Origin of the sequence: Mesorhizobium sp. M0621, from assembly GCF_040320745.1 — a bacterium.
Taxonomy (GTDB): Bacteria; Pseudomonadota; Alphaproteobacteria; order Rhizobiales; family Rhizobiaceae; genus Mesorhizobium.
The window spans coordinates 80,582-94,314 of sequence record NZ_JAMYQF010000018.1 but is presented as its reverse complement, the minus strand read 5'-3'; the positions used below and the strand labels follow the sequence as shown (position 1 = coordinate 94,314).

Below are 13,733 nucleotides of genomic sequence, written 5' to 3'. Positions count from 1 at the left end.
AACAAAAAACTATTTCGGCTGCTTGCCCACCGCCAGCAGCAGCACGTTTTCCTGGCTGAACCGGTCCTTGTCGAGAATGCCGGAGATATGGCCCTCATGCATGACGGCGATGCGGTCGGACACGCCGATCACCTCTTCCATGTCGGAGGAGATCATCAGCACGGCGACGCCGGCATCGGCCAGCGCCCGCATCAGGCCGTAGATTTCCGCCTTGGCACCGATGTCGATGCCGCGCGTCGGCTCGTCGAGGATCATCACCTTGGGGTTCATGGCCAGCCATTTGCCGAGCACGACCTTTTGCTGGTTGCCTCCCGACAGCGTGCCGGTGCGCGTCTGCACCGACGGCGCCTTGATGCCGAGATCTTTCTTTTGTTTCTCGGCGGTGGCGGTCTCGGCGCTTGCCGAAACCAACGAGCGCCGCGCATGCGCCGGCAAATTGGGCAGCGAAATATTCTGCGCGATCGACAGGTCGAGCAGGATGCCGGTCAGCTTGCGGTCCTCGGGCACCAGGAAGATGCCATGCGCGACGGCGTCGGCCGCGGAAGCCAGGACAAGCGGCTTGCCGTCGAGCTCGAGCCCGCCGCCAAGGCTTGAGTCGATGCCGAAGAACACCCGCGCCAGCTCGGTGCGACCGGAGCCGACAAGACCGGCAAGGCCGAGGATTTCGCCGCGCCTGACATCGAGATCGACCGGCCGGCCGGGATAGGCTGGTGTGCGGATGGCCTTGGCCGAAAGCGCCGTGGCGCCGGGCGCGCGCGCGGCCTCGGATGCCTTTTCGCGCTCCTTCAGCATGCGGCCGATCATCAGCTTGACCATCTGGTCGTGGCCGATGTCGCTCTTCGGCAAGGTGCCGGCCAGCATGCCGTCGCGCAGCACGACGACGCGGTCAGCGACGCGCTCGACCTCGTGCAGGCGGTGCGAAATGAAGATGACGCTGATGCCGTCGGCCTTCAGCGCCTTGATGACGTCGAGCAATTTGTCGGTTTCGGCGAGCGGCAGGCTCGATGTCGGCTCGTCGAGAATGACCAGCCTTGCCTCGATCGACAGCGCCTTGGCGATCTCGACCATTTGCTGCTGCGCCAGCGACAGGGTCGCAACCGGTGTGTCGGCGGAAAAATTGGCGCCGACGCGCTTCAACAACGGCGCCACCATGGTGCGCAGTTTTGCGCGGTCGACGAGCTTCAACGGCCCGGCGCGCAACGGCTCGCGTCCGAAGAAGATGTTGGCGGCGACATCGAGATTGTCGAACAGATTGAGTTCCTGATGGACGAAGGCGATGCCCGAGCCCAGGCTGGCTTCGACGGTCAGCCCCTTGTGGGCGGTGCCGTCGACCGTGATCGTGCCGGTGTCCGGCGTGGTGACGCCGCCGAGGATCTTCATCAAGGTCGATTTGCCGGCGCCATTTTCGCCAACGAGGCCGATGACCTCGCCCGGCCTGACCTCCATGGAGAAGCCGTCGAGTGCGACGACGCCCGGATAGGTCTTGCGCACGTTCTCGAGGCTGAGGAACGGGGTGGTCGTGGCGATGGATGTGTCGGATAAGTTCATCATGCCTGACAGCGATTGGCGTGCCGACTTTTTGGCAGACTGACGATCCTCGCGGTGTTCGTCAATGCGAGCAGCCGGCCCAAGCGAAGTTGAGCCGGCTGAACTGCTTCAAGTCTTAGTTTCCAGCCATCGCCTTCAGGTTGGCGGCATAGGCGTCGACGTCATCCTTGCCGATGATCTTGGTCGGGATGATGATGAGGTTGCCGTCCGGGATGCCCGATTTGTCGCCCTTGAGATAGGCAGCCATCAGCTTCATGCCCTGATAGGCCCATTCGAAGGGCTGCTGCACGACGGTTGCGGCAACGGTGCCTTCCTTGACGCCGCCCAGCGTGATCGGATCGTCATCGAAACCGACGACGGTGATCGAGCCGAGCTTGCCGGCGTCGCGCAGCGCTTCATAGATGCGCGGCGTGTTGTAGGAGTAGAAGCCGACCATGCAGGTGACGTCGGGGCTGGCGACCAGCGCATCCTCGACGTTCTTCTTGGCGCGCGCCTGGTCGATGTCGTCGCCACGCACGTCGATCAGCTCGATCTTGGTGCCTGCCAGGCCGTCCTTCATGCCCTGGATGCGCTCCTTGGCATTGTCGGCGCCGAGCAGGCCGACGAAGCCGAGGCACTTGCCGCCATTGGGCATCGCCTTCTTGGCGATCTCGGCCGCCTGCTTGCCGGCATCGACGTTGGACGAGCCGATATAGGCGACGCGCTTGGTCTGCGGGGCGTCCGAGTCGGTGGTGAACAGCGCCGTTTCCGAAGCGATCTTGTTCAGCCCGTCGGTCGAGGTCTTGGGATCGACGGCCGAGACCATGATGCCCTTGACGCCGGCCGTCACCAGATCGTCCATCAGCCGCTGCTGGATGGCCACCGAGGACTGCTCGGGATATTTGAGTTCGAGATTGTAGTCCGGCAGTTCGCCTTGCGCCTTCTTGACGCCGGCTTCGGCGGCCTTCCAGAAATCGGAAGCGCCGTTGACGACGAAGGCCAGCGTCGGCTTGTCGTCGGCGCGCGCGATTGCCGTGGCCGACAGGCCGAGCAGCAGCGCCGCGGTGGCTACGGATGCATTTCGTATCAAGGATTTCATGTTCAACCTCCCATTTGGTTCAGTCATCAGACTGACCGATCTTGCACTGACCTGATTTTGCCGTTTTGCAGCTTGGACGCCCTCCTCCTCAAAGGGTTCCCGGCAACGAAAGAATGGCGCCGTTCCAGCCACGATCGTGGACCTTAGAGACTCATCCTTCATTCGTAAATAGTCCGATTTGTCAGACATATCACATATCCGACACAAAGCTCGCGGGGTTAAGATCCGCTCGCCATCGGCCATTTTCGTACACTCCCACCGCCTCCGGGCCAGTCGGGCCGGACGCGACAGATTGACGGTACAGCGCATTTTTGTATTAGTAAACAGTATTAGTTTGGAGCGACATCAGAGGGCATGAATGCGGTTTCGCGGCGCATCTGCCAACGAGCAGCTGCCTCGGCTGCGCCAGGATCCAAGCCTTATAATGTTTGTATTCAGGGTTGTGCGGAGATGAATGACGGATGGACCTTGAAGGCACTAATAGATATAAATTCCCGTGGCGACCTCTATAAATCGACAGCGTCACGCCATCTTGCCGGCCAGACAGGCCACCGCTAGACAGGCCGGGGATGGGGAGAGACATGAGCGACACGACGGATCCGGCCATCGACACGGCGAGGCGACGCAAGGCGCCGGCGAAAAGCGCCAGGGGTCGTGTCACCATGACCGATATCGCCAGGGCCGCCGGCTGCTCGCAGGCGACGGTTTCCTTCGTGCTCAACAATTCGCCCGGCATCAAGCTGTCGCAGCAGACCCGCGAACGGGTGATCGAAGCCGCGCGGACCCTTGGCTATGCCGCGCCCGCTTTCGAGGCACTTCACCCGCCGCTACCGGCGTTCGAGGGACTGGACGGCGTGATCGGCTTCGCCGTCGACCAGCTCGCCACCAGCCCGGAAGCCGTCGTCGCCATCGAGGGCGCGCGCCAGGCCTCGTGGAATGCCGGCAACGTGCTTCTGGTGGCGCAGACGCTAGGCGATTCCGTCATGGAGCCGCGCGCCATCGCGGCACTCACCAAGCGGGGCATTTCGGCGCTGATCTACATGACCATCTTCACCCGCGAGATCACAGCGCCCGACTATCTCTACGGCCTCGACATCCCGGTGATCCTGCTCAACTGCTACACGGCGGACTATGCCTTCCCGGCCGTGGTGCCAAGCGAGATCGCCGGCGGCCAGAGCTCGACCCGCCATCTGATCAGCCACGGCCACCGCCGCATCGCCACCATCACCGGCGAGCCCTGGATGCAGGCCGCACAGGACCGGCTGAAAGGCTACCGCCGCGCGCTCGCCACCGCCGACATCCCGTTCGACCCCAAACTGGTGGTCGAGGGTGACTGGTCGGCCAGCGCCGGCTATGCCGCGACCGTCAAGCTGCTCGCGCTCAGGGATAAGCCCACCGCCATCTTCTGCCAGAACGACCGCACCGCGATCGGCTGCTACGAAGCGCTGAAGGAAGCCGGCCTGCACATCCCGCAGGACATCTCCGTGGTCGGCTACGACGACGAGGAAATAGCCCGGCATCTGTTCCCGCCGTTGACCACCTCGATCCTGCCGCACATGGCGATGGGCCAATGGGCGATCGAACAGCTGGAAGCGCCGGCGGCGCCCGGACGGGGGCGCTATCCGATCACGAAGCTGGAGTGCCCGCTGGTGGAGCGGGAGAGTGTGAGGGGGGTGGCGATTTAGAACTGGCGCACCCGACAGGATTCGAACCTGTGACCTCTGCCTTCGGAGGGCAGCGCTCTATCCAGCTGAGCTACGGGTGCTTTCAGGACCGGCGATCCGGAAAACGAACCAGCCGGTGAACCGGCAAGTCACGGCTTCTTAGCGGAAGCCGGCGCGGGCTTCAACGGGCAAATGGAATAGCGCTTGCCTCCTCAGGCAGGTTGTAGGTTCGAATCCTGTCGGATGCGCAAGTGGCAATGTGCCGGAGCTGTGGCGCTCAATCACGAATGTCGTTCCTCACGCCAGATCATCGTATCCACCGCAATAACGTTCGCTGTGCTTTAAAGCGGGAGACGCGTGGCTTAAAGCTATCGGCCACGGAATGGTAGGAAACAGCATGATCACAGGTGAACTTCGCTCGAAGATCGATGCAGTCTGGAACGCCTTCTGGGCGGGTGGCATCGCCAATCCGCTCGAGGTGATCGAGCAGATCACCTACCTGCTGTTCATGCGCGGGCTGGACGATGCCGAGCAGCTCGAGGAAAACCGCTCGACGCGCACGGGCCAGCCGATGCGCCGTCGCATCTTCAAAGAGGGCCAGGACGGAATTGGGAAGAATGGCGGCGTCGCCTATTCGGACATGCGCTGGTCGCGGCTAAAAAACGAAGACGCCGGCACGATGTTTTCGATCGTCTCCGAGCACGTTTTCCCGTTCCTGCGCACCATGGCGGAGGATGGCACCGCGCACGCCACGCACATGAAGGGTGCGCGCTTTACCATTCCGTCGCCGGCGCTGCTGGTGAAGGTGGTCGATCTCATCGACAAGCTGCCGATGCAGGACCGCGACACCAAGGGCGATCTCTACGAATACATGCTGTCGAAAATCGCCAGCGCCGGCCAGAACGGCCAGTTTCGTACCCCGCGCCACATCATTGAACTGATGGTGGAGATGACGGCGCCGACGCCGAAGGATATCATGTGCGACCCTGCCTGCGGCACCTGTGGCTTCCTGGTCACGGCCGGCGAATATCTGCGCGACAACCATCCGAAGATGTTCCACGACCAGGAGAGCCGCGACCATTTCAACGAGGAAATGTTCCACGGCTTCGACTTCGACAACACCATGCTGCGCATCGGTTCGATGAACATGACGCTGCACGGCGTCGAGGATCCCGACATCCGTTACAAGGACTCGCTTAGCCAGGAGCATGCCGGCGACGAGGACCGCTACTCTCTGGTGCTGGCAAATCCGCCCTTCGCCGGCTCGCTGGACTACGAGACTACCGCCAAGGACCTGCTCTCGATCGTCAAAACCAAGAAGACCGAGCTTCTGTTCATGGCGCTGTTCCTGAAGCTGCTGAAGCCCGGCGGGCGTGCGGCGGTGATCGTGCCGGACGGCGTTCTGTTCGGCTCGTCAACCGCACACAAGGAAATCCGCCGCATGCTGGTCGAGGACCACCGGCTGGACGGCATCGTCAAGCTGCCCTCGGGTGTGTTCCGGCCCTATGCCGGCGTCTCGACAGCGATCGTTCTTTTCACCAAAACCAATTCCGGTGGCACGGATCGCGTCTGGTTCTACGACTGCCAAGCCGACGGGTTTTCGCTGGATGACAAACGAACCCCTCTATTGCCGGGAGAAAAGCTCGGTCCGACGCCTGGTCACCACGAAGCCGGCCATTTCGTCAACCTGACGCTGACGGACAAGGAGCACGCGAAGAACAATCTTCCGGATATCGCCATGCGCTGGGGACAGCGGGTGGGCGCGGAGCGAGGTCGCGCGCGCACCGACCGGAGCTTCTGCGTGCCCAAGGCTGAAATCGTCGCCGCCGGCTATGACCTTTCCATAACTCGCTACAAGGAGGTGGTGCACGAGGCGACCGTGCATCGCCGCCCTAAGGAAATCATCACGGAACTGAAGGTGCTGGAGAAGGAGATTGCCGAGGGGCTGCAAGAACTGGAGGCGATGCTGTGACGATGCACGTTGTTCGGCTAGACGAGGTTTGCGAGATCAATCCACGCATGCCCAAAACGGTATCCGATGACGATACTGTCTCCTTCTTACCCATGGCAGCGGTCTCGGAAGACGGTCAGATAGACTTCGAGGAAGAAAGGCCCGTTCGCGAAGTCAGGAAAGGCTATACCTACTTCGAGCGCGATGACGTTCTGATGGCGAAGATCACCCCGTGCTTCGAGAACGGAAAGGCCACTCGAACGTCCTCCCTTGCCAATCGGCTGGGGTTTGGGTCCACGGAATTTCACGTTCTGCGAGCAGGGCCCGAGGTTGATCCAGCCTACCTTTTTTACCTAATATGGAACGCCAAGTTCCGAGAGCTCGGTGCCAACAACATGACCGGCAGCGCTGGTCAAAAACGCGTTCCCGCCGACTTCTTGAAACGGCTCGAAATACCCCTGCCACCACTTTCCGAGCAGCGGCGGATCGCGGCGATCCTGGATAAGGCGGATGCGCTGCGGCGCAAGCGCAAGCGCGCCGTCGAACTGCTCGACAGCCTCACGCAGTCGATCTTTCTTGAGATGTTTGGAGAAGAGCCGGAGCAACTGTCACGGTGGGGCGAGCCGGTTCCATTGTCGGAAGTGGCCAACATCGGTTCCGGCATCACAAAGGGCCGGAAGCTTAACGGGAGTAGCACAAGACAGGTGCCTTATCTGGCCGTAGTGAATGTGCAAGATCGAAGATTGGACCTATCGACTGTCAAATTTATCGAGGCAACGAATGCCGAGATTGCCCGCTATCGCCTTGAATTGAATGACTTGCTACTTACCGAGGGTGGTGATCCGGACAAGTTGGGAAGAGGCACCTTGTGGACGGGTGACCTCGACGAAGCCATCCACCAAAATCACGTATTTCGAGTTAGAATTATCTCGAATTGTATCTTGCCCTTGTTTCTGAGTTGGCTAGTTGGAAGCAGTTATGGGAAGAAATATTTTTTGAGCGTGGCTAAACAGACAACGGGAATTGCTTCAATTAACAAGACGCAGCTTTCAGCATTTCCGACCATTATTCCTCCGTTAGAGTTGCAGCAGGAATTCGTGTACGCGGCTGAGCGCATAACAGGCGAGGCAAGGCGGTTCGCGCTTGCCATGGATCGAGTAGATTCGCTCTTCTCCTCGCTTCAGCACCGCGCTTTCTCAGGTCAGCTTTAGCCATGACCGACGCGCTTGCCGGCAGTGATTGGACAGATCGTGAAATCGACCTAATCGTCGCGGATTATTTCGACATGCTGTCGTTGCATCTAGCAGGCCGTCCCTTCGTGAAGGCGCAGCGCAACGCGGCGTTACAGGAACTCACCAGCCGCAGCCGCGGCTCGATCGAATTCAAGCACCATAACATCAGTGCAGTGCTAGATTGGCTCGGCATGGTCTGGCTGAAAGGCTACGTGCCACGGCACAATTTCCAGCGCGCACTGATCGATGGCGTCGAGCGCCATATAGCACGCGACCCGGCGCTCTTCGAGAACCCAATCTCGACCCCGACTGCACCCGGCTTGCAGGAGTCCCAACCACTTTTCTTCGAAGCACCGCCTGTCGCGGCTTTCGAGGATGTCCCGCCCGTCCTGGAGCGGATCATGCGAAAGTTTGATCCGGCGCTCCGAGATGCCCGCAACCGACAACTCGGCAAGAGCGGAGAGGAGCGCATCTTCTTTGCCGAACAGTCCGGCTTGCGGGTGGCCGGGCGCGACGATCTTGCCCGGAAGGTGCGCTGGGTGTCGGCTGAGGATGGCGACGGCGCCGGCTATGACATCCGTTCGTTCGATCCTGGCGGCCGCGAGCGGCTGATCGAGGTGAAGACGACCACTGGTCACAAGCAGACTCCGTTCCTGCTTTCGGAGAATGAACGGGCCTTTTCGGAGGAGCGGCCTGATGCGTTCCGATTAGTGCGGCTGTTCGATTTCGCTCGCGAGCCACGCGCCTTCGAACTCACTCCACCATTGGATAGATCGGTGCTGTTGAAAGCCGCGACCTGGCGGGCAGAATTCTGACGCGGTTGAATATTTGAAACTGCTTGCGAATTCTTTTCGCTACCGTAGTTTTCAGCGATGTCCAACTTCACTTTCCTCGCTGCCGAGTTTCCACCCGTCCACGAGGCGGCGATCGGGGCCGGGCGATGACCGGTGTTCGCTTCGAATTCGATTGGGATCCGGGCAAGGCGGCGATCAACCGGCGAAAGCACCGCGTGAGTTTCGAAGAGGTAATGAGCGTCCTAGCCGATCCGCTTGCGCTGTCGCGGTTGGATGACGAGTCTGGCGAAGGTGAGGAAAGATGGGTTACACTGGGCATGAACGGCGCGGCCAAATTGCTGGTCCTGGTGCACACCTATGTCGAGCTGTCCGGCGACCGGGCAGCGATACGCATTATTTCGGCCAGAACCCCAACACACCGCGAGGCGAAGCAGTATGAAACCGGGTGACCCAATGAAGGAAGAATACGATTTCTCCGGTGCAGAGCGCGGCAAGTTCCACCGCACGGGCGCCCGTCTCGTCCCGCCGGTGCATCTCGAGCCCGACGTGCTCGACTATTTGTCCGAACGCGCGGCGGCGCGCGGCGTCTCGTTGAGTACGCTGGTCAATACGCTGTTGAGGAAGGACATCGAGATGATCGCCGCGGCCGAGTAAGCAGGCCGGCCCCGCGCATGTCCAATTTCACTTTCCTCGCCGCCGAATTTCCGACCGTTCACGAGGCGGCGGTGGAAGCCGAGCGGCAGGCGGGAGTGTCGCCGACGGCGGCGGCGTTCTTCGCCGGCAAGACTGTGGAACTCGCGGTCAAATGGGCGTTTCGCAGCGATCCTGGTCTTAAGCTTCCATATCAGGACAATATCGCCGCCCTGCTGCATGAACCGAGCTTTCGCCGCGCGGCGGGCGAAGCGGTGTTCGCCAAGGCGAAGTTCATCAACACGCTGCGCAATCGCGCCGTGCATGAGGAAAAGACTATCCGGCCAGGCGATGCTGCCGGGGCAGTCAAGGACCTGTTCCACGTCTGCTTCTGGCTCGCGCGCACTTACGCGCTCAAGGCAAAGCCTGCGGACGGCCTTGCCTTCGACGCCTCGGTGCTGGCGCGCCGCGACGAGACGCTGAAGAAGGCCTTCGCGCATCTGAAGGCGCAGCAAGCCGAACTCGACGCCAAGAACGGCGAACTGACCAAGCTGCTTTCCGACCGGCAGAACCTCGACGCCGAATTGCAGCGCCTGCGTGCCGAAGTGGCAGCCGCCCGCCGTGCCGCCGAGGCGACTCCCTCCACGCATGACTACAACGAGGCCGAGACCCGCGACCGCTACATCGATCTGCTGCTGCGCGAGGCAGGCTGGGCGCTGGACAAAGCGGAAGACATCGAGTTTCGGGTCGAGGGAATGCCCAACGAGCAAGGCGTCGGCTTTGTTGATTATGTGCTGTGGGGCGCCGACGGCAAGCCGTTGGGCCTGGTCGAGGCCAAGCGCACGCGCAAGGATGCGCGCCAGGGCCAGCAACAAGCACAACTCTATGCCGACCGGCTGGAGGCGCGCTACGGCCAGCGGCCGGTGATTTTCTACTCGAACGGCTATGAGCACTGGATCTGGGACGATGCGCGTTATCCGCCGCGCCAGATTGGCGGCTTCTACAAACGCGATGAACTGGAACTGCTGATCCAACGCCGCACCAGCCGGAAGAAGCTCACTGACACCCGCATCGATACCAAGATCGCCGGCCACAAGCGGCCCTACCAGCAGCGCGCTATCCGCGCCATCGCTAAGAGTTTCGAGGACGACGGCGAGCGCAAGGCGTTGCTGGTCATGGCGACCGGCTCCGGCAAGACGCGCACGGTCATCGCGTTGGTCGACCTGTTGATGCGTGCCGGTTGGGTAAAACGCGTGCTGTTCCTCGCCGACCGTGTCGCGCTGGTCAACCAGGCGGCCGGCGCGTTCAAGGCACATCTGCCGGATTCAGCGCCGGTCAACCTCGTGACCGAACGGACCAGCGAGGGCCGCGTTTTCCTGTCGACCTATCCAACGATGATGAACCTGATCGATGGCAAGGCAGACGAGAAGCGCAAGTTCGGACCGGGCCACTTCGACCTGATCGTCATCGATGAGGCGCATCGCTCGGTCTACCAGCGCTACCGGGCTATTTTTGAATATTTCGACTCTTTCCTTGTCGGCCTGACGGCGACGCCCAAGGATGAGATCGACCACAACACCTATTCACTGTTCGACCTGGAAGACGGTGTCCCGACCGACGCCTATTCGCTCGACGAGGCAGTGGCCGATGGCCATCTGGTGCCGCCAAAGGCGATTTCCGTGCCGCTGAAGATCGTGCGCTCCGGCCTGCGCTACGACGATCTGAGCGACGAGGAGAAAGACCGTTGGGACATGTTGGAATGGGGCGAAGAGGAGATCCCCGACAGCGTCGATGCCGCGGAGGTCAACAAGCGGCTCTTCAACACCGATACCGTCGATCTCGTCATCGCGCATTTGATGACCAACGGCCTCAAGGTCGAAGGTGGTGATCGGCTCGGCAAGACCATTATTTTCGCCAAGAACCAGGCGCATGCGGTGTTTATCGAGGCGCGGTTCAACGCGGCCTATCCGAACCTTGCCGGCCATTTCGCACGGGTTATTACCCATGAGAGCGGCGCTTATGCGCAAACGCTGATCGACGATTTCTCGAAGAAAACGAAGGCCCCTCATATCGCCATCTCGGTCGACATGCTCGACACCGGTATCGACGTGCCGGAGGTGGTGAACCTCGTCTTCTTCAAGCAGGTGCGCTCGAAGACGAAATTCTGGCAGATGATGGGGCGCGGCACCCGGCTGTGTCCCGACCTGTTCGGGCCGGGCCAAGACAAGGAGTTCTTCCGCGTCTTCGACTACTGCCAGAACCTTGAATTCTTCGGCGCCAATCCGGAACTCAAGGATGCAAGCACCGCGAAGTCATTGTCGGAACGGCTGTTTGCAACGCGGCTCGATCTGATACGCGCGCTTGACGAAAAGAAGCGTAAGTCCGATGGCCTAGCCGAAGATCCGACACCGTTCAAAGCCTCGACCTATGTCGACTTGCCGCTGACCGAGGAGGATATCAGAACCGATGCGGTCGACGTTCTGCGCGACACCGTAGCCGGGCTGAACCTCGAGAATTTCATCGTGCGTCAGCGTCGTCGCACCGTGGAAAAATACCAAGGGCCGGAAGCCTGGATTGCGATCGACGACGAGAAGCGCAAGGAGCTTGTCGACGAGATTGCGCCTTTGCCGTCAGCGAAACAGTTTGGAACCGAAGAGGCGAAACGGTTCGACCTGTTGATGTTTTCGCTGCAGCTTGCGCTGCTGAAGGGCTCCAAGCGCTTCGATACGCTAAAGAAGCAACTGCTGGAGATAGCGTCGGCGCTGGAGGATCAGACCGGTATTCCAGCAATCGCTCATCAGGCCGTCCTGATCGAAGAGATCCAGACGGACATCTGGTGGGAGGGTGTCAACGTTCCTTTGCTCGAACTGGTTCGGCTACGGCTGCGCGGTCTCGTCCAGCACATCGAGAAGGGTCGGAAAGCGATTGTCTATTCCGACTTTGCCGACGAGATCGGCGATGGTGTTGAAATCGACCTGCCCCAAGTTGGCGAAGCCGACTTCGCTCGCTTCAAGCAGAAAGCACGCCACTTCCTCAAGAGGCACGAGGACCATCTCGTCTTGCACAAGCTGAGGCAGGGAAAGCCGCTGACGGCCATCGATCTGGCCGCGCTGGAAAAGATGCTGCTCGATGCAGGCATTGGTGACGCCGGCGATATCGAACGAGCCCGCGAGGCGAGCCGTGGCTTCGGTCGGTTCGTGCGTTCATTGGTAGGGCTCGACCGTACCGCCGTTTCGGAAGCCTTTGGCGAATTCCTGTCCGCGGGAACAGCTTCCGCCGCACAGATCGAGTTTGTCGGCATGATCATCGAGCACCTGACCGACCAGGGCACGATGGACCCGAGCTTGCTCTATGAGCCGCCCTTTACCGACTTGGCGCCCACGGGGCCGGAGCAAGTGTTTGACGAGGATCGTGTGACCAAGCTGGTCAGCCGTATCCGTGAGATCAGCGACAGCGCGGTGGCCTAGCCACCCTACTGCCCCGCCTCGCTCTTCACCGTCCGCCTCCGTCTCGGCGCGCGCTTTGGCTTCTTCGCCCCGGTCAGTTCGTGCATCGCGTCCAGCTGCATCTGCTGCATTTCGGCCAGGCGCGTCCATTGGCGCGAGATGAGGTAGTCGAGCTTTTCGTGCAGATGGCGCACTTCGAGCTCGGCCTTGAGGTTGACGCGGTAGTCGTTGAAGGAGCGCAGGCGGTCCTTGGACTCCTGCCGCCTCTGGCTCATCATGATGATCGGCGCCTGGATGGCGGCGATGCAGGAGAGCAGCAGGTTGAGCAGGATGAAGGGATAGGGATCGAAGGCGCCCGCCATGCCGGCGATAAGGTTGATGCCGATCCACACCAGCAGCACGCTGGCGAACGAGATCAGGAACCACCAGCTGCCGCCGAAGGAAGCCATGTTGTCGGAGACGCGGTCGGCGAATGTGCGGTGCTCCTCGAACTCCTCCTCCGAGTTTTCGGAAATCGTGTCTTGCCTGGCGATCGATTCGACCACCTGGCGGTCGAGCTCGGAGAATTCGCCGTGCTCCTGCTGGAGCAGCTCCTCCATGTAGCGCATGCGGTAGCGGCCGAGTTCGGCGCGGGTGATGCGGGCGCCGGCCGGCAGGTCCGGATGATCCGACCTGATGCGGTCGGCGAGGCTCGGGCGCAGCGTGTCGATGCGCACCAGATCGCGCTTGCGGAATTTCCGGCCCGATATCGCCGACGGTTTTTTCTTCGGCTTGCCGCGATGGGCGCCTGGAGCTGAGGGTTCCGAGTCCGGCACGTCGGGCGTTTCGAGGTGTTCGTCCGACGCCTGGTCGGCCTCGAGCTGCCCGGTGGTCGGCGCCTCGAAATATTCGCCGCCGCTGTCGTTTTCCGCCGGCTGCTCGGGTGTTTTGGGGACGCTGCTCATGGTGCGGGGCTCCTGCGGTGGTGCTGGGCGGGACGATAAACAGAGGTGGAGGAGGATAGCCAGCTTGGGGCGCGGATTTCGCAGGCCGGACAAGTGGTTTTGATTGGAGAAGGCGACGTGGCTCGATGCTGCTGGCGGCGGCTTACTCTTCGCAAGCTCAGGGCGGTGGCGGCCATCAGAGGCAAGCCGAGATTGGCCGAAGCCTCCCCAACTTCGTCATCCACGGGCGGAGCGGGAAGAACTTGCCCGATGTTTGCGCCAATCACCCCCCTCTGTCCTGCCGGACATCTCCCCCGCAAGGGGGGAGATCAGCGGCTTCGGCGCTACGCTCACTCCTGTGACGGTGGAAATTGGCGAAAGCCGGGATAACAGCCAATCTCCCTCCTTGCGGGGGAGATGTCCGGCAGGACAGAGGGGGGTGCTGTCCCGCCAGCGTCCCGCAAAGG

General features: G+C 61.3%; 10 protein-coding genes and 1 tRNA gene. 7 read left to right on the top strand and 4 right to left on the bottom strand.

The annotated features are described in order from the left end of the window. Positions 1-9: 9 nt before the first annotated feature. Positions 10-1,548, bottom strand: a complete 1,539-nt coding sequence (locus tag NKI38_RS15210) for a sugar ABC transporter ATP-binding protein (RefSeq protein WP_352658881.1) — start codon at positions 1,546-1,548, stop codon at positions 10-12. A gap of 115 nt (positions 1,549-1,663) precedes the next feature. Continuing rightward, positions 1,664-2,626, bottom strand: a complete 963-nt coding sequence (locus tag NKI38_RS15205) for a sugar-binding protein (protein ID WP_352658849.1) — start codon at positions 2,624-2,626, stop codon at positions 1,664-1,666. Between the two features lie 581 nt (positions 2,627-3,207). Between NKI38_RS15205 and NKI38_RS15200 the strand changes: the two genes are divergently transcribed. Beyond that, complete coding sequence (locus NKI38_RS15200) at positions 3,208-4,311, top strand: LacI family DNA-binding transcriptional regulator (RefSeq protein WP_352658848.1); 1,104 nt, start codon at positions 3,208-3,210, stop codon at positions 4,309-4,311. Between the two features lie 3 nt (positions 4,312-4,314). On the opposite strand, the gene NKI38_RS15195 is transcribed toward NKI38_RS15200, so the two are convergent. After that, positions 4,315-4,391: transfer RNA gene (locus tag NKI38_RS15195), tRNA-Arg, on the bottom strand. A gap of 296 nt (positions 4,392-4,687) precedes the next feature. On the opposite strand from NKI38_RS15195, the gene NKI38_RS15190 reads away from it, so the two are divergent. The 6 genes from NKI38_RS15190 (at position 4,688) to NKI38_RS15165 (ending at position 12,364) form a co-directional block, all read left to right on the top strand. Continuing rightward, a complete protein-coding gene (locus tag NKI38_RS15190) occupies positions 4,688-6,262 on the top strand; it encodes a type I restriction-modification system subunit M (RefSeq protein ID WP_352658846.1) in 1,575 nt (524 codons plus the stop codon). 2 nt (positions 6,263-6,264) lie between these two features. Next, positions 6,265-7,452 carry a restriction endonuclease subunit S gene (locus NKI38_RS15185; protein WP_352658879.1) on the top strand — a complete coding sequence of 396 codons (1,188 nt, stop codon included), beginning with the start codon at positions 6,265-6,267 and terminating at the stop codon, positions 7,450-7,452. A 2-nt stretch (positions 7,453-7,454) separates the two neighbouring features. Next, positions 7,455-8,288 (top strand): protein NO VEIN domain-containing protein, encoded by an 834-nt coding sequence (locus tag NKI38_RS15180; RefSeq protein ID WP_352658845.1) that lies wholly within the window; start codon positions 7,455-7,457, stop codon positions 8,286-8,288. 125 nt (positions 8,289-8,413) lie between these two features. Beyond that, the gene (locus NKI38_RS15175) at positions 8,414-8,716 is read left to right on the top strand and encodes a BrnT family toxin (RefSeq protein WP_352658843.1); all 303 of its coding nucleotides are present in this window, start codon (positions 8,414-8,416) and stop codon (positions 8,714-8,716) included. 4 nt (positions 8,717-8,720) lie between these two features. After that, complete coding sequence (locus tag NKI38_RS15170; protein WP_352658841.1) at positions 8,721-8,921, top strand: hypothetical protein; 201 nt, start codon at positions 8,721-8,723, stop codon at positions 8,919-8,921. Positions 8,922-8,938: 17 nt separating this feature from the next. Then, the gene (locus NKI38_RS15165) at positions 8,939-12,364 is read left to right on the top strand and encodes a DEAD/DEAH box helicase family protein (RefSeq protein WP_352658839.1); all 3,426 of its coding nucleotides are present in this window, start codon (positions 8,939-8,941) and stop codon (positions 12,362-12,364) included. 5 nt (positions 12,365-12,369) lie between these two features. Here the strand turns inward: NKI38_RS15165 and NKI38_RS15160 are convergent, their stop codons facing one another. After that, the gene (locus tag NKI38_RS15160) at positions 12,370-13,287 is read right to left on the bottom strand and encodes a DUF1003 domain-containing protein (RefSeq protein WP_352658838.1); all 918 of its coding nucleotides are present in this window, start codon (positions 13,285-13,287) and stop codon (positions 12,370-12,372) included. Between the last annotated feature and the right edge of the window lie 446 nt (positions 13,288-13,733).

What these genes read in the sequence shown, in the direction of transcription:
- NKI38_RS15210 (WP_352658881.1), bottom strand. Translation starts at nt 1,548, where the DNA reads ATGAACTTATCCGACACATCCATCGCCACGACCACCCCGTTCCTCAGC.
- NKI38_RS15205 (WP_352658849.1), bottom strand. Translation starts at nt 2,626, where the DNA reads ATGAAATCCTTGATACGAAATGCATCCGTAGCCACCGCGGCGCTGCTG.
- NKI38_RS15200 (WP_352658848.1), top strand. Translation starts at nt 3,208, where the DNA reads ATGAGCGACACGACGGATCCGGCCATCGACACGGCGAGGCGACGCAAG.
- NKI38_RS15190 (WP_352658846.1), top strand. Translation starts at nt 4,688, where the DNA reads ATGATCACAGGTGAACTTCGCTCGAAGATCGATGCAGTCTGGAACGCC.
- NKI38_RS15185 (WP_352658879.1), top strand. Translation starts at nt 6,265, where the DNA reads ATGCACGTTGTTCGGCTAGACGAGGTTTGCGAGATCAATCCACGCATG.
- NKI38_RS15180 (WP_352658845.1), top strand. Translation starts at nt 7,455, where the DNA reads ATGACCGACGCGCTTGCCGGCAGTGATTGGACAGATCGTGAAATCGAC.
- NKI38_RS15175 (WP_352658843.1), top strand. Translation starts at nt 8,414, where the DNA reads ATGACCGGTGTTCGCTTCGAATTCGATTGGGATCCGGGCAAGGCGGCG.
- NKI38_RS15170 (WP_352658841.1), top strand. Translation starts at nt 8,721, where the DNA reads ATGAAGGAAGAATACGATTTCTCCGGTGCAGAGCGCGGCAAGTTCCAC.
- NKI38_RS15165 (WP_352658839.1), top strand. Translation starts at nt 8,939, where the DNA reads ATGTCCAATTTCACTTTCCTCGCCGCCGAATTTCCGACCGTTCACGAG.
- NKI38_RS15160 (WP_352658838.1), bottom strand. Translation starts at nt 13,287, where the DNA reads ATGAGCAGCGTCCCCAAAACACCCGAGCAGCCGGCGGAAAACGACAGC.